Source organism: Actinoplanes sp. 13, from assembly GCF_056134165.1.
In genome coordinates, this window is sequence record NZ_JBVYOQ010000001.1 from 700,180 (window position 1) to 717,230 (window position 17,051).

General features: G+C 71.7%; 18 protein-coding genes. 4 read left to right on the forward strand and 14 right to left on the reverse strand.

The window, feature by feature from the left end; all coding sequences use genetic code 11:
- The 8 genes from atpA to AC0NH5_RS03165 form a co-directional block, all read right to left on the reverse strand.
- Positions 1–1,572: a F0F1 ATP synthase subunit alpha gene (gene atpA, locus AC0NH5_RS03130; RefSeq protein ID WP_474399626.1), complete on the reverse strand. Its 1,572-nt coding sequence runs from the start codon at positions 1,570–1,572 to the stop codon at positions 1–3.
- Positions 1,573–1,648: 76 nt separating this feature from the next.
- The gene (locus AC0NH5_RS03135) at positions 1,649–2,470 is read right to left on the reverse strand and encodes a F0F1 ATP synthase subunit delta (RefSeq protein ID WP_474399629.1); all 822 of its coding nucleotides are present in this window, start codon (positions 2,468–2,470) and stop codon (positions 1,649–1,651) included.
- Entirely contained in the window at positions 2,470–3,021 is a 552-nt protein-coding gene (locus tag AC0NH5_RS03140) for a F0F1 ATP synthase subunit B (protein WP_474399631.1), read from the reverse strand. Before AC0NH5_RS03140 ends, AC0NH5_RS03135 begins: the two co-directional genes overlap by 1 nt.
- 26 nt (positions 3,022–3,047) lie before the next feature.
- Positions 3,048–3,278 (reverse strand): F0F1 ATP synthase subunit C, encoded by a 231-nt coding sequence (locus AC0NH5_RS03145; protein ID WP_474399633.1) that lies wholly within the window; start codon positions 3,276–3,278, stop codon positions 3,048–3,050.
- A 75-nt stretch (positions 3,279–3,353) separates the two neighbouring features.
- Positions 3,354–4,139: a F0F1 ATP synthase subunit A gene (gene atpB / locus AC0NH5_RS03150; RefSeq protein WP_474400340.1), complete on the reverse strand. Its 786-nt coding sequence runs from the start codon at positions 4,137–4,139 to the stop codon at positions 3,354–3,356.
- A gap of 15 nt (positions 4,140–4,154) precedes the next feature.
- Positions 4,155–4,391, reverse strand: coding sequence for an AtpZ/AtpI family protein (locus AC0NH5_RS03155; RefSeq protein WP_474399636.1), 237 nt, complete (start codon positions 4,389–4,391; stop codon positions 4,155–4,157).
- Positions 4,392–4,601: 210 nt separating this feature from the next.
- Positions 4,602–5,123, reverse strand: a complete 522-nt coding sequence (locus AC0NH5_RS03160; RefSeq protein WP_474399639.1) for a hypothetical protein — start codon at positions 5,121–5,123, stop codon at positions 4,602–4,604.
- Positions 5,120–6,409: a serine hydroxymethyltransferase gene (locus tag AC0NH5_RS03165; protein WP_474399642.1), complete on the reverse strand. Its 1,290-nt coding sequence runs from the start codon at positions 6,407–6,409 to the stop codon at positions 5,120–5,122. The genes AC0NH5_RS03160 and AC0NH5_RS03165 overlap by 4 nt, the downstream gene beginning before the upstream one ends.
- Before the next feature lie 126 nt (positions 6,410–6,535).
- On the opposite strand from AC0NH5_RS03165, the gene AC0NH5_RS03170 reads away from it, so the two are divergent.
- Positions 6,536–8,008, forward strand: a complete 1,473-nt coding sequence (locus AC0NH5_RS03170; RefSeq protein WP_474399645.1) for an SDR family oxidoreductase — start codon at positions 6,536–6,538, stop codon at positions 8,006–8,008.
- 143 nt (positions 8,009–8,151) lie between these two features.
- Here the strand turns inward: AC0NH5_RS03170 and AC0NH5_RS03175 are convergent, their stop codons facing one another.
- Genes AC0NH5_RS03175 through prmC form a run of 4 tightly spaced genes read right to left on the reverse strand, consistent with a single transcriptional unit; the run spans position 8,152 to position 11,271 of the window.
- Positions 8,152–9,123 carry an L-threonylcarbamoyladenylate synthase gene (locus tag AC0NH5_RS03175; protein WP_474399647.1) on the reverse strand — a complete coding sequence of 324 codons (972 nt, stop codon included), beginning with the start codon at positions 9,121–9,123 and terminating at the stop codon, positions 8,152–8,154.
- Positions 9,120–9,716 (reverse strand): arsenate reductase/protein-tyrosine-phosphatase family protein, encoded by a 597-nt coding sequence (locus AC0NH5_RS03180; protein ID WP_474399650.1) that lies wholly within the window; start codon positions 9,714–9,716, stop codon positions 9,120–9,122. The genes AC0NH5_RS03175 and AC0NH5_RS03180 overlap by 4 nt, the downstream gene beginning before the upstream one ends.
- A gap of 1 nt (position 9,717) precedes the next feature.
- On the reverse strand, positions 9,718–10,362 hold the full coding sequence (locus AC0NH5_RS03185) for an L-threonylcarbamoyladenylate synthase (protein WP_474400342.1): 645 nt from the start codon (positions 10,360–10,362) through the stop codon (positions 9,718–9,720).
- 24 nt (positions 10,363–10,386) lie between these two features.
- Positions 10,387–11,271 (reverse strand): peptide chain release factor N(5)-glutamine methyltransferase, encoded by an 885-nt coding sequence (gene prmC / locus AC0NH5_RS03190; RefSeq protein ID WP_474399651.1) that lies wholly within the window; start codon positions 11,269–11,271, stop codon positions 10,387–10,389.
- An 85-nt stretch (positions 11,272–11,356) separates the two neighbouring features.
- On the opposite strand from prmC, the gene AC0NH5_RS03195 reads away from it, so the two are divergent.
- From AC0NH5_RS03195 to AC0NH5_RS03205, 3 genes are read left to right on the forward strand one after another with little or no spacing between them, the layout of a single operon-like run.
- Positions 11,357–12,853: a GGDEF domain-containing protein gene (locus AC0NH5_RS03195; RefSeq protein ID WP_474399652.1), complete on the forward strand. Its 1,497-nt coding sequence runs from the start codon at positions 11,357–11,359 to the stop codon at positions 12,851–12,853.
- Between the two features lie 13 nt (positions 12,854–12,866).
- On the forward strand, positions 12,867–14,162 hold the full coding sequence (locus AC0NH5_RS03200) for an outer membrane protein assembly factor BamB family protein (RefSeq protein WP_474399654.1): 1,296 nt from the start codon (positions 12,867–12,869) through the stop codon (positions 14,160–14,162).
- Positions 14,159–15,499 carry an outer membrane protein assembly factor BamB family protein gene (locus AC0NH5_RS03205; protein ID WP_474399656.1) on the forward strand — a complete coding sequence of 447 codons (1,341 nt, stop codon included), beginning with the start codon at positions 14,159–14,161 and terminating at the stop codon, positions 15,497–15,499. The genes AC0NH5_RS03200 and AC0NH5_RS03205 overlap by 4 nt, the downstream gene beginning before the upstream one ends.
- Here the strand turns inward: AC0NH5_RS03205 and prfA are convergent.
- Together prfA and rpmE are read right to left on the reverse strand one after the other, a co-directional pair.
- Positions 15,483–16,577 carry a peptide chain release factor 1 gene (prfA, locus tag AC0NH5_RS03210; RefSeq protein ID WP_474399659.1) on the reverse strand — a complete coding sequence of 365 codons (1,095 nt, stop codon included), beginning with the start codon at positions 16,575–16,577 and terminating at the stop codon, positions 15,483–15,485. The genes AC0NH5_RS03205 and prfA overlap by 17 nt on opposite strands.
- Before the next feature lie 80 nt (positions 16,578–16,657).
- Positions 16,658–16,882 (reverse strand): 50S ribosomal protein L31, encoded by a 225-nt coding sequence (gene rpmE / locus AC0NH5_RS03215; protein WP_474399661.1) that lies wholly within the window; start codon positions 16,880–16,882, stop codon positions 16,658–16,660.
- Positions 16,883–17,051: the final 169 nt, after the last annotated feature.

Consider the following 17,051-nt stretch of genomic DNA (forward strand, 5'->3'; position numbering starts at 1 on the left):
CTAGCTACCGCTTTCGCTGGTCTCGGTCGCGCCGCTCCGGAAGACCTTCTTGAACTCGACGACGCCCGACTTCAGGCTCTCGATGTTGTCGTCGCTCAGCAGGTTCGTCGACTCGATCGAGGTGTAGACGTCGCTGCGGTTGCGCCTGACCCACTCGAGGAACTCGCCCTCGAAGCGGCGCACGTCACTGACCGGGATGTCGTCGAGCTGGCCGGTCGTGCCCGCCCAGATCACGATGACCTGGTCGACCGTGGAGTACGGCGAGTACTGCGGCTGCTTGAGCAGCTCGACCAGGCGGATGCCCTTCTCCAGCTGCGCCCGCGACGCCTTGTCCAGGTCGGAGGCGAAGGCCGAGAAGGCCTCCAGCTCACGGAACTGGGCCAGGTCGAGACGGAGCCGGCCGGAGACCGAGCGCATGGCCTTGACCTGCGCCGAACCACCGACCCGGGAGACCGAGGTGCCGACGTTGATGGCCGGGCGGACACCCGAGGCGAACAGGTCCGACTCGAGGAAGATCTGCCCGTCGGTGATCGAGATCACGTTGGTCGGGATGTAGGCCGAGATGTCGTTGGCCTTCGTCTCGATGATCGGCAGACCGGTCATCGAGCCGCCACCCAGCTCGTTGGAGAGCTTGGCGCAGCGCTCCAGCAGGCGGGAGTGCAGGTAGAAGACGTCACCCGGGTACGCCTCACGGCCCGGCGGGCGGCGCAGCAGCAGCGACACGGCGCGGTACGCCTCGGCCTGCTTGGTCAGGTCGTCGAAGACGATCAGGACGTGCTTGCCGTTGTACATCCAGTGCTGTCCGATGGACGAGCCGGTGTACGGGGCGATGTACTTGAAGCCGGCCGGGTCGGACGCCGGGGCAGCCACGATGGTCGTGTACTGCAGCGCGCCCTGGGCCTCCAGGACACCGCGGATGCTGGCGATGGTGGAAGCCTTCTGGCCGATCGCCACGTAGATGCAGCGGACCTGCTTCTCCGGGTCGCCGGACTCCCAGTTCGCCTTCTGGTTGATGATCGTGTCGAGCGCGACCGTGGTCTTACCGGTCTTGCGGTCGCCGATGATCAGCTGACGCTGGCCGCGGCCGATCGGCGTCATGGCGTCGATCGCCTTGATGCCGGTCTGCAGCGGCTGCTTCACCGGCTGGCGCGCCATCACGTTCGGCGCCTGGAGCTCCAGCTCACGGAAACCTTCGTTGGCGATCTCACCACGGTCGTCGATCGGGTTGCCCAGGGCGTCGACCACGCGGCCCAGGAAGGCGTCGCCGACCGGGACCGAGAGGACCCGGCCGGTGCGCTTGACCGGCTGGCCCTCCTCGATGTTCGCGAAGTCACCCAGGATCACGGCGCCGATGTCGCGGACGTCGAGGTTCAGGGCGACGCCCAGGGTACCGTCGGAGAACTCCAGCAGCTCGTTCGCCATCGCCGAGGGCAGACCCTCGACGTGCGCGATGCCGTCGCCCGCGTCGGAGACGATGCCGACCTCCTCGCGGGAGACGTCGGGCGTGTAGGACGAGACGTAGCGCTCTAGCGCCCCCCGGATCTCGTCCGAGGAGATGGTCAGCTCGGCCATCCTCTGCCTTCTCTGTCTAGCTCGGGACGTCACCGCCGCCGAGGGGGCTTCTCGATGGAATATCGAGGGGAAAGGACTATTTAGCGAACGCCTGCTTGGCTGCGTTCAACCGGCGCAGGATCGTGCCGTCGTAGAGATCGGAGCCGACGCGGACGCTGACACCGCCGATGATCGCGGGGTTCACGTCCACCTTCAACGAGACCCCACGGCCGTAGATGGCGGACAGCTTCGCGGCGAGAGCCTGCTCCTCGGTGTCGGTGAGCACCTTGGCCACCGTCACGTACGCCACGTCGCGGTCCCGCTTCGCCGCGGTCAGCTCGACCAGCCGGTTCAGCGAGCTCTCGAAGCCGCGGCCGCCGAAACCCTCGAGCGCCAACTCGACGAAACGGCCCGTCGTCACATGAACCTTGCCCTTGAGCAGGTCCTGAACCAGCTTAACGCGGTGCTCCAGCGGAGCGCCGTGGTCACCCAGCGTGACGGCGAGCGTCGAATCGCCGGCCACGATCTGGCTGAACCGGAACAGCTCGTCCTCGACCTCGGCCAGCTTGTCGTCCTTGGCGGCCGACATCAGCAGGGCGTCCACACCCAGCTGCTCGGTCGCGTCGAGCAGCTCGCTCGGCTTGGCGAACCGGCCGTACGCCAGGGCGGCCAGCACGTTCACCGTCACCTCGGAGACCTTGCCGGACAGCAGGCCCTTGATCAGGCCGGCCCGATCCGAGCCGGACCGCGACGGGTTGGTCAGCTGCCGGCGCAACCGGGGCTGGGCCCGCAGCAGGCCGGCCACCGACAGGATCTCGTCGGCGACCGAGGCCAGCTGCGCGGCCGTTGCCGTCGCGGTGTTCGCCGCGAGCTGCTGCGACGCGTCGCCGTAGGCCTCACGGCTCACGCCCGACGCCATCAGCGCCGCCCGGCCGAGTCGAGGTCGTTGATGAACCGCTCGACCGTGCCGCGGGTGCGGGCCTCGTCGGCCAGCGTCTCGCCCACGATCTTGCTCGCCAGGTCGACGGCCAGCGTGCCGACCTCGGAGCGCAGCTCCCGGACGATGGACGCGCGCTGCGTGGCGAGCTGCTCGTTGCCGGCCGCGATGATGCGGTCCGACTCCTCGCGAGCCTTGGCCAGCACGTCCTGACGGATGCCCTCGGCGTCGGCCCGGGCCTCGTCGCGGATGCGCGCGGCCTCGGTCCGAGCCTCGGCGAGCTGCGCCTTGTACTGCTCGAGCAGCTCGTTCGCCTCGGCCTGCGCGGCCTCGGCACGCTTGATGCCGCCCTCGATCGCATCCACCCGCGCCTGGAACGTCTTCTCCATCTGCGGGAAGACGAACTTGATGAGCACGAAGCAGAGCACCGCGAAGGCAACCGAGCCCACCACGATCTCCTGCCAGATCGGCAGGATCGGGTTGTGCTCGGTGGCACCCTCTTCCGTGGCCGCGGCCAGGTAAAGGTCGATCATGGGCACTCCCTAGTCGAGGGCGAGGATCAGAGCGGACCCTGCCAGATGAAGCCGAACGCGATACCGAGCAGCGCCAGGGCCTCGATGACGGCGAAGCCGATCCAGACGAACGGCAGGGTCAGGCGGGACGACTCCGGCTGGCGGGCGGTCGACTGGATGTAGGCCGAGAAGACCAGGCCCACACCGATACCCGGGCCGATGGCAGCGAGGCCGTAACCGATGGCGGCGGTGCTACCAACAACTTCGGCGACAAGCATTCTCTGTTCCTCCTGGAATCTCGCGTGAGTGTCACGCGGGACGACAACGGGGTGTTACTAGGTTCGGGTACTGACTCAGTGCTCGTCGGCGAGCGAGCCCTGCACGTAGCTCGCGGTAAGCACCGTGAAGACATAGGCCTGGAGGCAGATCACCATGAACTCGAGGAAGGTGATCGCGATGGTGAGCCCCCAGGAGAGCACCGAGATCGGCGCGAGCAGGCCGTTCGCGCTGATCATCGCGAAGCCGCCGAGCGTGAACACCAGCAGCAGCATGTGGCCGGCGAACATGTTGGCGAACAGACGAACCGCCAGCGAGAACGGCCGGACCAGGAAGTTCGAGAAGATCTCGATCGGGATGAGCAGCGGCAGGATGAAGATCGGCGCGTTCGGCTTGACCGCGAACACGAAGTACTTCATGCCGTGCTTCTTGATGCCGACCCAGATGAACAGGATGTACGAGATCGCCGCGAGGACCACCGGGAAGGCGATGTGCGACATCGGCGAGATCTGGATCAGCGGCACGATCCCGAAGAAGTTGTTCACCAGGATGAACAGGAACAGCGACGTCAGGTAGGGAGCGAACCGGACGCCCTGCGGGCCGATCATGTCGACCGCGATGTTGTTGCGCACGAAGCCGTAGACGCTCTCCGCGATCCACTGCTTCTTGGTCGGTACGAGCTGCGGCTTCCGGTACGACGCCAGGAAGAAGACGATAATCGCCGCGACCGCCACCCAGACCAGCACCGTGATCTTGGTGAACCAGTACGTGTCGTGGGCGCCCCACGGCAGGATGCTGGGCAGGTAGAAGTCCTCGACATCGGGCGGGAACGCCGCCGCGAGGACCGTCGACTGACCGATCACCATGGCCCTTTCCTGTCAGGCGCCGAGTCGGCGCACAATGAGGTACACAGCGCCGCCGATTCCGAGGACGGAGCCGATACCGGCGAAGATGCCCCGGGTCCCGACGAAGTGGTCGACCAGCCAGCCGATCCCACCCCAGACCAAGATGCCCGCGATGAGATAGGACAGAGCGGTCATGCCCGCCCCTGTGTCGGGAGGCAGGTCGGGACCGTCGTCACCGCGGGATTTGTCGGGAGGATTCTGGCCGGTCATGACGGCCCGAACGATATCAGCAGGAAACACGAAGCTAAGCGGGACCCCCCGCACAACCGCAGTTGTCCAGGCGTCAGGAGTCTCGCAACTGGAAGGACACGGTACTCCTGTCACGCCAGAACGGAACACGGCGCGAGGGACGAGGTCACCGGATCGTGGGCCCTTGACCGACTTGTTCCCCCTTGAGCTGGGCAGACGCGGTGCCGTAGATCACTTTCTGACAGTTCGGCCGTAGAGCCACCAGGCCTGCACACCGGTCCATACCATCACGCCGGCCACAATGCCCAGACCCAGCGCTCTGCGCCCGGGCCAGTCGGTGGCGACGCCGTACGCCAGAATAACGCCCAAGATCGTGTATTTCAGGACATAGGTCAAAAGAGCCGCCGGCATCAGCAGGGCCGGGCGAACCGTGTCCGCCCAGGCGATGACCAGCGTGGACATCGAATAGCTGATGGTCACGATCAGCACGCCCGCGGCCGCGCCGAGCGCGGCGGCCGGGCCGGCCGTGAAAAATCCCACCGAGGCCGCGCAGAGCAGCAGCGCGAACGAGACCGTGGTGAGGAACGGCAGATGCTCCACCCGCCAGCGCGGGTCGGCGGGCAGGGCGGGCAGGTCCGGCAGGGGGCGGTCGTCCTCGTCGAAATCCTCATCGGGTACGAACGCGTCCGCCCCGTCGGACTCCAGACCGTCCCCCGAGCTGCGCTCGGCTGCCGCCGGCCCTCCACGACTCACGCCATGACCTCCTGCTCCACATAAAACGGAAAGCGCCGCACCAGTGCGGACGCCTCTTCGGCCGCCTCGGCCAGGCGGCTCGCACCGCCGGCCGTCGCCGGGTCGCTGCGCACCGCCGCCCCGATCAGGCCCGCGATCCGGCGCATCTCGTCCTCCCGCATGCCCTGCGAGGTGACGCCCGCCGTGCCGACCCGGATGCCGGATGCCACGGCCGGCTTCTCCGGGTCGTACGGAATCGCGTTCTTGTTCAACGCGATCCGCCCCGAGGCGCAGCGCGCCTCCGCGTCCCGGCCGGAGACGCTCAGCTCGCGCAGGTCGAACACGGCCAGGTGAGTGTCCGTGCCGCCGGTGACCGGGCGCATCCCCTCGGCGACGAGCCCCGCGGTCAGCGCCCGCGCGTTGCGGACGGTCTGCTGAGCGTACCCCCGGAAGGCCGGCGTGCCCGCCTCGCGCAGGGCGACCGCCTTCGCCGCGATGGCGTGCATCATCGGCCCGCCCTGGGCGAACGGGAAGACCGCCTTGTCCACCCGCTGCGCCAGATCCGCACGACACAGGATCATGCCGCCCCGCGGTCCGCGCAGTGCCTTGTGGGTGGTGCAGGTGACCACGTCGGCGTACGGCACCGGGGACGGCACCGCCCGCCCGGCCACCAGGCCGATGAAGTGCGCCGCGTCGACCAGCAGATAGGCACCCACCTCGTCGGCGATCTCGCGGAACCGGGCGAAGTCGATCAGCCGCGGGTAGGAGGTCGCCCCGCAGATGATCAGTTTCGGCCGGTGGGCGAGCGCCAGGTCCCGTACCTCGTCGTAGTCGATCTCCTCGGTGTCCGCCGCCACCCGGTAGGCGATCGGATGGAACCACTTGCCGGAGAAGTTGGCGCGGCTGCCGTGAGTGAGATGACCGCCGTACGGCAGGCCCATGGCCAGCACCGCGTCGCCGGGCTCGGCCAGCGCCGCGTAGGCCGCCAGGTTCGCCGCCGCGCCGGAGTGCGGCTGGACGTTGGCGTGCTCGGCGCCGAAGAGCTCCCGGGCCCGCTCGACGGCGAGCTCCTCGGCCCGGTCGACCAGCGCGCAGCCACCGTAGTACCGGTGACCGGGATAGCCCTCCGCGTACTTGTTCGCCAGCGTCGAACCGAGCGCCGCGAGCACCGCCGGCGAGGTGAAGCTCTCACTGGCGATCAGCTGCAGGGTCTCCCGTTGCCGGGCCAGCTCGTCGACGAGCACGGCCGCGATCTCCGGGTCGTCGCGCTCCAGCGCCCCGAAGTCCGGCCCCCAGAAGGTGCCCACCTGGCCTCCCGAGATCGAGAACCCCCGCCAGCACGAGCATAGGCGCGGACCCGGTGCCAAGGGCTGACTCCGCGGTTCTCGCCGTTCAGGCTTCGACGGCATCCCGCCGGGGAACACTGGTGAGTCATGCGATGTCTGGTCACCGGCGCCACCGGTTACATCGGGGGCCGCCTGGTTCCCCGCCTGCTCGAGGCCGGTCACTCGGTGCGCTGCCTGTCCCGCAGCGCGGTGCGCCTGCGCGACGTCCCGTGGGCCGGGCAGGTGGACATCGTCGAGGGAGACCTCAACGAAGTCCCCTCGCTGGCGGCCGCGTTCGAGGGCGTCGACGTCGCCTACTACCTGGTGCACTCGCTCGGCCGCGACGACTTCGAGCAGCGCGACCGGGAGGCGGCCCACAATTTCGCGGCGGCGGCCCGGGCGGCCGGGGTGCGCCGGATCATCTACCTCGGCGGTCCCGAGCCACCGACCGGCGACCGGACGTCGGCACACCTGCGCTCCCGCGCCGAGGTGGCCGGCATCCTGCTGGAGAGCGGCGTGCCGACCGTGGTGCTGCGGGCTCCCGTGATCATCGGTTCCGGGTCCGCCTCGTTCGAGATGCTGCGGTATCTGACCGAGCGCCTGCCGGTCATGGTGACGCCCCGCTGGGTCAGCAACCGGATCCAGCCGATCGCGGTCCGCGACGTGCTGCGTTATCTGATCGGCGCGGCGGAGCTGCCGCCGTCGGTCAACCGGGGTTTCGACATCGGTGGCGCCGACGTGCTCACCTTCGCCGAGATGATGCGCCGGTACGCCCGGGTCGCCGGGCTCTCCCGCCGGGTCATCCTGCCGGTGCGCGTGCTCAGCCCCTGGCTGTCCGCGCACTGGGTCGGCGTGGTCACACCGGTGCCGAACGCCATCGCCCGGCCGCTCGTCGCCAGCCTGGTGCACGAGGCGATCGCGCACGAGAACGACATCGCGGCGCTGATCCCGGGTCCCGCGCCGCTCGGCTTCGACGAATCCGTCCGCCTGGCCCTCGGCAAGATCCGGGACGCCGACGTGGAGACCCGATGGACCAGCGCCTCCGGCCGGGACGCCGCCGCCGAGCCGCTGCCCAGCGACCCGGACTGGTCCGGCGGCAGCGTCTACATCGACGAGCGCTCGCGTCCCGTGCAGGCGCCGGCCGAGCAGCTGTGGCGGGTGATCGAAGGCATCGGCGGTGAGAACGGCTGGTACTCGTTCCCGCTCGCCTGGTCGGTGCGGGGCTGGCTGGACCGGATGGCCGGCGGCGTCGGCCTGCGCCGGGGACGCCGGGACCGGCACCGGCTGCGGGTCGGCGAGGCGCTGGACTGGTGGCGGGTCGAGGAGCTCGAACCCGGCTCGCTGCTCCGGTTGCGGGCCGAGATGCGGGTGCCGGGGCGGGCCTGGCTGGAGATGCGCGCCGAGCCGGACTCCTCGGGCGGCAGCGTGTACCGGCAGCGGGCCGTGTTCCTGCCGCGGGGCCTGGTCGGGCACCTCTACTGGGCGTCCGTGGTGCCCTTCCACGGCATCGTCTTCAGCGGCATGGCTCGCAACATCACCCGCACCGCCGAACAGGCCTCCACCCCCCACGTGACAACCTGAAGCAGCGCGCGCGAGGTGGTGGCGCACGAGCGTGGGGACTTGAGGTTCGCTCCGCACCCGAAGTCCCCACACAGGTGGTGGCGCGCGCGAGCGTGGGGACTTGAGGTTCGCTCCGCACCCGAAGTCCCCACACCGGGGTGGGTCTATCCGGCGGCGGCTCGGGTGAGGCGGTCGCGGACGGCGAGCCAGTCCTCGGTCTGCGGCGGCTCCTGCACCAGGATCGTGGCGACGCCCGCGTCGTCCAGGCGGTGCAGCGCGGCGTACAGATCCGCCGCGTACTCCCGGGGGTCGGCCGACAGGATCTCGGTGCCCTCCGGCCCGGCGTCCTCGTAGGTCAGCGTGCCGACCGGCCCCGCCAGCCCGGCCCGGTCGACGTCACGCACGTCCTTGGCCAGGATCACCCTGGCCCGCGGCGCGTAGTGCCGCCGGCTCATCCCCGGCGACGGCCGGGCCGCGCCGTCCGCGGTCTCCGCGTCCGGCAGGGCGATCGCACCGGCCGCCTCGCGCAGCACGCGCAGCCCGAGCGCGCCCGGCCGCAACAGGGTCGGCGTCGCGGTGGTCAGGTCCAGCACGGTGGACTCGATGCCCCAGGAGCAGGCGCCGCCGTCCAGCACCAGCGGCACGTCCGGCAGGCTGCGCAGCACATGCTCGGCGGTGGTCGGCGAGATGCTCTCCGAACGGTTCGCACTGGGCGCCGCGAGGGGCAGGCCGGACGCCTCCAGCAGCCGCAACGCGACCTCGTGCGCGGGCACCCGGACCGCCACGGTGTCGTTCGCGGCGCCGATGCCGGGCAGGTGCCGGGCCCGGCGCACGACGAGCGTGAGCGGGCCGGGCCAGAACCGGGCGGCCAGGTCGTCCGCCGCGGCCGGCCACTCCTCGGCCAGCTCACGCGCAGCCGCCACATCCGCCACGTGCACGATCAGCGGGTTCCAGCTGGGCCGGTTCTTCAGCCGGTAGATCTCGGCGATCGCCTGCGCGGAGAAGGCGTCGGCGCCGAGGCCGTAGACGGTCTCGGTGGGGAACGCGACCACCGAGCGGGCGTGCAGGATCTCCACCGCCCGGCGGATCCCTTCGGCGTCCGGCAGCGCGCAGCGCCCGTCAGACCCCGGGCTCACGGCAGCAGGAGCTTGGCGAACGGGACCGTGGCGTCCTCGATCTCGTCGCCGATCCGCTGGAACGTCTGGTCGCCGCGGCCCCACGGGTCGTCCAGGTCGTCCGTGGCCTGCGGCGGGTCGTCGCCACGCAGCCGGGCGGCCGCCTCGACGATGGCGGTGCCCCGGGCGTGCACCGCGTCCGGCTTGGCCTCGGCCGGCGGCAGCGCGCCGGTGTCGACCGCGCCGAGCAGCCGGCCGAACTCGCCGAGCACGAACGTGCGGCCGGCGGCGTCCGGGCGCAGCGCGACGACGTAGTCGTACTGGTCGACGGTGGCGGTGAGGATCAGGTCGGCCTCGTCGATGAAGTCGCCGCGCAGCTTGCGGGCGAGGAAGCCGTCGGCGCTGCCGCGCCGGGCGTGCACCTGCCGTGCGGCCGGCGGGTTCATCTCCTCGCCCTCGTGCCAGCCGCCGGTACCCGCGCTCACACTGCGGATCAGCTGGTCGCCGGGGACGTCACCGGACCGGTCGCGCACCGCGCGGGCGAGCAGGCGCTCGGCCATCGGCGAGCGGCAGATGTTGCCCATGCAGACGTGCAGAACGGTGAACGGCGCCACGTCAGGCCTGCCCGTCGATGATGTCCGGAACCACGTCCCGCAACTTCTCGAACGCCAGGGCACCGGCCCGCAGCACGCGGGGTACGTCACCGGTCACGTCCACGATCGTGCTCGGCGCCGGATCGGCGGCCGGTCCGGCCTCCAGGTAGACGCGTACCGCGTACTCCAGCTGGTCGCGCGCCTCCTCGGCGGTGACCGGCGGCGGCGAGCCCAGCTTGTTGGCGGTGGTGACGGCCATCGGGCCGACCTCGCGCAGAACCTCCAGAGCGACCGGGTGCAGCGGCATCCGCACCGCCACCGAGCCGCCGGTGTCCCCGAGATCCCACTGCAGGCTGGGCGAGTGCTCGACGATGATGGTGAGCGGACCGGGCCAGAACGCGTCGGCCAGCTCCCGGGCCGCCCGGGGCAGCGAGTAGACCAGCCCGTCCAGCGTGTGCCGGGAGCCGACCAGCACCGGTGGCGGCACCCGGCGGTCGGAGCCGCGGGCGTGGTGCAGCTGCGTGATGGCGTGCGGGGTGAAGGCGTCCGCGCCGACGCCGTACACGGTGTCGGTCGGCATCACCACGAGCTCGCCGCTCTTGGCCGCTTCGACCGCCGCAGCGATGCCTCGGTCCCGGTCGGCGACGGTGGCGCAGTCGTAGAGCATCACGAGATGCAGTGTGCCATGCGACTAGCCGCCGTCCCACCGGCGGCGGGCGGTCGCGAACCGGGGACGGCCGGTCAGGTCGTCGTGCGCGGTCACCTCGGTGAACCGTCCGTCGCGGCGCAGCAGCTCCGGCACCGCCGAGCCGTGCACGTCGTCGTGCTCGATCCCGGCGTACCCACCCGGTTTCACCAGCTTCGCGGCCAGCTCGACCACCGGCCGGATCACCGCCAGCCCGTCGCCGCCGCCGAAGACCGCCTCGGCCGGGTCGTGCCCGGACACCTCCGGCGGGACCGCGGTGCCGTCCGGAACGTACGGCGGGTTGCACAGCAGCACGTCGACCGCACCGTGCAGGCCGGACAGCAACCCGGGGTCGGTGACGTCGCCGGCCACCACCTCGACCACCGGGTACGCGGCCGCGTTGCGCCGTAGCCAGGCCAGCGCGCCCGGCGAGCGCTCCACCGCGATCACCCGCCCGGCCCGGGTCTCGTCGGCGACGGCGAGCGCGATGGCGCCGCTGCCGCTGCACAGGTCGACCACGGTCGCGCCGTCGGCGGTCCGCTCGATCCCCCAGCCGGCCAGCAGCTCGGTCTCCGGCCGCGGCACGAAGACGCCGGCACCGACTGCGAGGTCCAGATGCCGGAACGCGGCGGAACCGAGCAGATGCTGCAACGGGATCCGGCGGGCCCGTTGCGCCACCAGCGAACGGAACCGGTCCCTCTCGGCCAGGCGCATCGTGTCCAGCAGGAGCAGGCGTCCACGTGGCACATCCAGCACGTACGCCGCCAGCAGCTCCGCATCGACCCGCGGCGATGCGACCCCGGCCGCGGCCAGCTCCGCGGCCGCGGCGGCCAGTTCCGGCGCGAGACGGGTCCGATCCACGGTTCCGCGGGGGTGTTCCTGGTCCGGCATCACGGCATAATCATGAGACGTCGCGCACGCCGAGGGTCGGCCGGGTCACCGGCTGCGCGCCGCAGTCGGCCGTGGGAGGCGCCTGGTGGGTTGGTTGGACCAGCTCGCAGAACACGTCGAGGACCTGCGCCGGGCCGGAGACCTGCAACAGAACGGGCGGTCCGCCCAGGCCCTTCCGATCCTCGACGCGGTGCTGTCCGCCGCCGAAGACCCCACCACCCGGGCGTACGCGCTGGTGCAACGCTTCGGCGCCCTGATCAACCTGGGCCGGGCCGCCGAGCTGGCCACCGCGATGGCCGCCGCCACCGAGGCGGTGCGCGAGGTCCCGGACCCCTATCTGCGCGGGCAGCTGCACGCTTTCGCGGCGCTCGGCGCGCACCTGCAGAGCAATCTGGACCGTGGTGTCACCCACCTCGTGCAGGCGTCCCGGGCGCTGGCCGCGGTGCCGGACCGCGACTCGGAGACCGCCTGGGGCTGGCACGACCTCGCCATGGCGTACTCCTATCTGGGCTTCCACGGTCAGGCGCTGACCGCCATCGAGCAGGCCCGCGAGGTCGGCGCCGCGGCCGGGCTGGCCGCCGAGATCTTCGCGGCGCCGGGCATCCGGCTGCGCAACGCGGTCGCCCTCGACCACCAGGGCGACACCGACGGCTGCCTGCGGGTGCTGCGTGACATCGACGCCGAGCTGTCCCGTTACCTCGCCACCGACCAGTTGCGGCCCGGCAGCCGCGCGGTCTACGGATATGCGCTGGCCCGCCGGGCCGCGCTCGGCGAGCCGACCGGCGCCGACGCGGCCCAGTGGCTGACCGGCGGCGGCGACAGCGCGCGTACCCGCGACCTGCAGCACCTGGGCTCGGTCTGTCTCACCATCGCGGCCGGCAAACCGGAGCGGGCACTGACCATGTTGGAGGCTGTGCCGGTCTCGGCGGAGGTGCTCGGCGCCCCGGAGCCGGCCCGGCTGCGCAGCATCTGCCACGCCAGCGCCGGCGACCACTCCGCCGCGCACGCCGCCGATCGGTACGCGTTCCGCCTCGCCGCCCAGCGCATCGATCAGCTCCGGGACGGCTATCTGGACGGGGTCGCCGCCCGCCTGGACGCGCAGGAGACCCACCGTGACCCGACGCGGTACGGCGACGAGACCCTCGTCGACCCGCTCACCGGCCTGCCCAACCGCCGTCAGCTGGAGCGATACGTCGACACCCTGCTGGCCCGCGGCGAACGCGCCGCCGTCGGTGTCTGCGACGTGGTCGGCTTCACCTCGGTGAACAGCCGGCACGGCCGGCACACCGGCGACCTGGTCCTGCAGCGCATCGCCGGTGTGCTGCACCGGGTGATGCGCCGTGGCGACTTCGTGGCCCGCTTCGCCGGCGACGAGTTCGTGCTGATCCTGCCCGGCGCCGGGCCGAACCAGGCGGCTGAGGTGTCCCGCCGGATAGCCGCCGCGGCGAACGCGGAGAACTGGCAGACGCTGGTCCCGGGCAGCCCGATCGGGCTGGCCGCCGGGTGGTCCGAGGTGGGTTCCACCGGCCGGGGGCTGAGCGCCGCGCTGGCCGCCGCGGCGGCGAACCGGAAACCGACGTAGGAAGCCGGCGCCGATGGGCACTATCGAGCTCGGCGACGTCACCTCGGACCGGCCACCGGATCCGGCCACCGGCCGGTCGTGGCTCGGCCGGGCCCGGCTCCGGCCGGCCGGGCTGCTCCTCGCCGCGCTCGCGCTGCTGGCCTGCGGCGCCGCCGCGCCGGCCACGGAACCGGGCGTCCACCCGCTCTGGAGCGGGGCGCTCGATCCGAACCACGTGCTCGCCGTGTCCTCCGACTCGGTCTACGTGCAGGCGGCCGGCACGTTGACGGCTTACGACCTGGCCGACGGGCGGGTCCGCTGGACCTGGCGGACCCCGGACCAGCTGGCCGAGTTCGCCCCGGTCCGGGACGGCGGTCCGGTGCTGGCCACCGTCGCCCTGCCGGGGCTCGGGGAGGACCCGCCCAGCCAGACCACGGTCGCGCTGCACGCGGACACCGGCGCCGAGATCTGGCGGCAGCCGGGCGCCGTCCGGCTGGACACGACCGGGGACGGGAGCGCGCTGCTGGTCGGCTCGGACACCGACGGCACCTTCGCCCGGCTGTCCCGCATCCGCCTCGCCGACGGGCAGCCGCTGTGGACCAGCCCGGCCCCGGGCATGCAGGGGACCGTGCTCGACGCCCGGGCGGACCGGCTGGTCGTCACCACCGGGCGCGGCGACGTGAACGTCCTGCGGTACTCCGACGGAACGCGGCTGGCCGGCCGCCGGTTCGAGGGCGTCGCCCCCGACCGGGTCGGTATCGTGCGCGTCTCGATCGGGCTGGCCGGTGGCCGGGTCGTGCTGTTCACCAACGAGCCCGAGGCCTCCTCGAGCACCGTGCTCGACGGGAGCACCCTGCGCCCGCTGTACCGGACCGACTCGACGACCGGCCCGGTCTCCGGCTGCGGTGTGGTGGATTGCCGGTTCGGCGCGGACGGGCTCACCGCGGTCGACCCGGCGACCGGCCGGCCGCTGTGGCGGGAGACCCAGGTGGTCGGGCTGTCGCTGGTGACCGACGACCGGTTGCTGCTCGACCTGACGGACGGCCGCCTGCATGTGCTGGTGGACAGCCGGACCGGCCGGCCGCTGGTCACCAGGCTGCGCGGCGTCGCGGTCCTGGACCGGTTCGCGCCGGACTCCTTCCTGTTGCTGCGCCCGGTGACCGACCCGGCCGGGCGGACCGCGGTCAGCCGGGTCGACCTGGCCACCGGCGCGGCGGGCCTGCTGGGGGCGCTGCCGGCGGTGCCGGACCCGCAGAGCTGCCAGACCGTCCCGGGCCATCTCGTCTGCCCCGGCGCGGACCGCTTCCACGTGGCGGCGGTGCCCCGGTGACCGTCATCGAGCTCGGTGAGATCGGCGCGGACGGCACCGGCCCGGAGCGGCCCCCGCCCGGGCCGGAGTTCGATCCCCGCTCGGCACGCCGCTGGGCCGCGGCCCTCGTGGTGCTGCTCTGCGCGCTGATGCTCAGCGCCTCCGGGCTGCCCGAACCCCCGCTGGTGCAGCGCAGGTGGGAGCTCCGGTTCGACGAGGAGCACCAGATGACCGCCCGCGACGACGGGATCTACGTGCACCAGCGTTCCGGCATCGACCCGCCCGTGCTGACCGCGTACGACGTGGCCACCGGAACCGTGCGGTGGCGCCGCGGGTTCGGCGAGACCCCGTCGTACATGCCGATGGGCGGTGAGGCCGGCCTGCTGCTGGTCTCCACCGACGAGCAGTACGCCGAGTACGAGCTGGACGACGGCAGCGAGGGCACGCTCGTCTACGGCGGCGTCACGGTCGCTCTCGACCCGGCGACCGGCGAGCAGCGCTGGCGGCTCCCCGGTGAGGTGCAGACCGACCGGGCCGGGTCCGTGCTGCTGGCCGACCGGACCAGGACCGGCCAGGTCGCTGCGCTCAAGCTGGTCCGGGCGGGGGACGGGGCGATCCTCTGGGAGCGGGCCGTGCCCGGCACGGACCAGGTGATCGCCTCCGGATCGGACCTGGTCGTCGTCGCCGACACGACCGGCCGGCTCACCACGCTGCGCTACGCCGACGGGGCTGTGCTCCGGCAGGCGCGGGTGCCGTGGAGCCGGTCGCAGTTCGGCGGGGCGATCGCCACCTATCTCGGGCTTGCCGGCGACCTGCTGCTGGTGATCCGTCAGCAGCCCGCCGCCACCGAGGCCACCGCCTACCGGATCGGCACGCTGGAACAGGTGTGGCGCCTCGACAGCACGGCGTACGCGGCGTTGTTCGACTGCGGCCCGGTGATCTGCCTCGGCGAGGCCACCGACTCGTTCGGGATCGACCCGGCCACCGGCCGCCGCCTCTGGAGGCTTCCCGGTTACGGCAGCGCCTATCCGGTGGCCGACGACCGGCTGCTCGCCACAACCATCGGGCCGAACCGGTCGGAGCAGATCCTGGTCGAGGCGGACACCGGCCGGCGCATCGGGACGAACGCGCCCGGCTGGCCGTTGCCGGCCGAACCCGGCCAGGACCATCTGGTGCTGATCAACCGGTATTACACCGAGGGCCGGTCGACCAGCTCGGTCACCCGCCTCGACCTCGCCACCGGCCGGGTCCTGCGGATCGGCGCGGTGACCGACACCGAGGCGGACCGGTGCATCGCCGCCCTCGGCCATCTGGTCTGCGAGGACGACGACGGCATGTCCGTCACTGCCGTCGGCTGAGCTCCGAGTCGTCGCCGGCCAGCCGGGCGGCGCGGTCGGCGTCGGCGAGCGCGTCCAGCACCGCGTCCAGCTCGCCGCCGATCACGAGGTCGAGGTTGTACGCGGTGAAGCCGATCCGGTGGTCGGTGATCCGGTTCTGCGGGTAGTTGTAGGTCCGCACCCGCTCCGAGCGGTCCACCGTCCGGACCTGGGCCTTGCGCGAGTCCGAGGCGGCCGCGTTCGCCGCCTCCTGGGCCGCCGCGAGCAGCCGGGAGCGCAGGATGCGCATCGCCGACTCCTTGTTCTGCAGCTGGCTCTTCTCGTTCTGGCAGCTCACCACGGTGCCGGTGGGCAGGTGGGTGATGCGCACCGCGGAGTCGGTGGTGTTGACCGACTGGCCGCCGGGACCGGACGACCGGAACACGTCGATCCGCAGGTCGCCGGGCTCGATCTGGACGTCGACGTCCTCGGCCTCGGGCAGCACCAGCACGCCGGCCGCGGAGGTGTGGATCCGGCCCTGCGACTCGGTGACGGGCACCCGCTGCACCCGGTGCACGCCGCCCTCCCACTTCATCCGGGACCAGACGCCGTGCCCGCCCTCCGGCACGCCCTTCGTCTTCACCGCGACCGAGATGTCCTTCACCCCGCCGAGGTCCGACTCCTGCGAGTCGATCACCTCGACCACCCAGCCGCGGCGTTCCGCGTACCGGGTGTACATGCGCAGCAGGTCACCGGCGAAGAGCGCGGACTCCTGGCCGCCCTCCCCCGCCTTGATCTCGATGATCACGTCCTTGGCGTCGTTCGGGTCGCGCGGGATCAGCATCTCGCCGAGCTTCTCCTCGAGCGCCGGCAGGACGGCCGCGACCGCTTCCACCTCGGAGGCGAACGCCGGGTCCTCGGCGGCCAGCTCCTTCGCGGCGGCCAGGTCGGCGCGGGCCGCCTCCAGCTCCTGGTGCGCGGCGTAGACCGGGGCGAGTTCGGCGAAACGTCGACCGACCCGGCGTACCAGCGCCTGGTCGGCGTGGATCGACGGGTCCTCCATCCGCTTCTCCAGGTCCGCGTACTCGTCGAGAAGCGTGGTCAAACGGTCGTTGCTCATCGAACTCTCCAAGCTCAAGGCGGACCCACCATGCGAACGGCGCCCGCCCCGGGAAACCGGGACGGGCGCCGTTGAAGCAGTTACTTCTTCTTGGCGGCGTTGACCTTCGCGTACTTCGCCTGGAACTTCGCGACCCGGCCCGCGGTGTCGAGGACGCGCTGCTTGCCGGTGTAGAACGGGTGGCAGGCGCTGCAGGTCTCGACGCGGATCTCGCCGCCCTTGGCGGTGCTCCGGGTGGTGAAGGTGCTGCCGCAGGAGCAGATCACGTTGGTGGTCGTGTACTCCGGGTGGATGCCGCTCTTCATGTTGTTCTCGGTCCCTCTCGATGATCGGGTCGCCGGGTCGCCCTCCGCGTGAGAAAGACGTGAACCGGAACCCCTACTGGCCGATGTACCAGTCTGCCATGCCCTCCGTACCTCGCGGAAATCAGGCGGCGCAACTGGATTCGTCCTGGTTAACGTGAGCGCCCCTTCG

Excerpts from the sequence above, each read along its gene's own strand:
- atpA (WP_474399626.1), bottom strand. The coding sequence starts at position 1,572 with ATGGCCGAGCTGACCATCTCCTCGGACGAGATCCGGGGGGCGCTAGAG.
- AC0NH5_RS03185 (WP_474400342.1), bottom strand. The coding sequence starts at position 10,362 with ATGCTCTACGACTGCGCCACCGTCGCCGACCGGGACCGAGGCATCGCT.
- AC0NH5_RS03155 (WP_474399636.1), bottom strand. The coding sequence starts at position 4,391 with ATGACCGGCCAGAATCCTCCCGACAAATCCCGCGGTGACGACGGTCCC.
- rpmE (WP_474399661.1), bottom strand. The coding sequence starts at position 16,882 with ATGAAGAGCGGCATCCACCCGGAGTACACGACCACCAACGTGATCTGC.
- AC0NH5_RS03200 (WP_474399654.1), top strand. The coding sequence starts at position 12,867 with ATGGGCACTATCGAGCTCGGCGACGTCACCTCGGACCGGCCACCGGAT.
- AC0NH5_RS03135 (WP_474399629.1), bottom strand. The coding sequence starts at position 2,470 with ATGGCGTCGGGCGTGAGCCGTGAGGCCTACGGCGACGCGTCGCAGCAG.
- prfA (WP_474399659.1), bottom strand. The coding sequence starts at position 16,577 with ATGAGCAACGACCGTTTGACCACGCTTCTCGACGAGTACGCGGACCTG.
- AC0NH5_RS03170 (WP_474399645.1), top strand. The coding sequence starts at position 6,536 with ATGCGATGTCTGGTCACCGGCGCCACCGGTTACATCGGGGGCCGCCTG.
- prmC (WP_474399651.1), bottom strand. The coding sequence starts at position 11,271 with ATGCCGGACCAGGAACACCCCCGCGGAACCGTGGATCGGACCCGTCTC.
- AC0NH5_RS03140 (WP_474399631.1), bottom strand. The coding sequence starts at position 3,021 with ATGATCGACCTTTACCTGGCCGCGGCCACGGAAGAGGGTGCCACCGAG.
- AC0NH5_RS03145 (WP_474399633.1), bottom strand. The coding sequence starts at position 3,278 with ATGCTTGTCGCCGAAGTTGTTGGTAGCACCGCCGCCATCGGTTACGGC.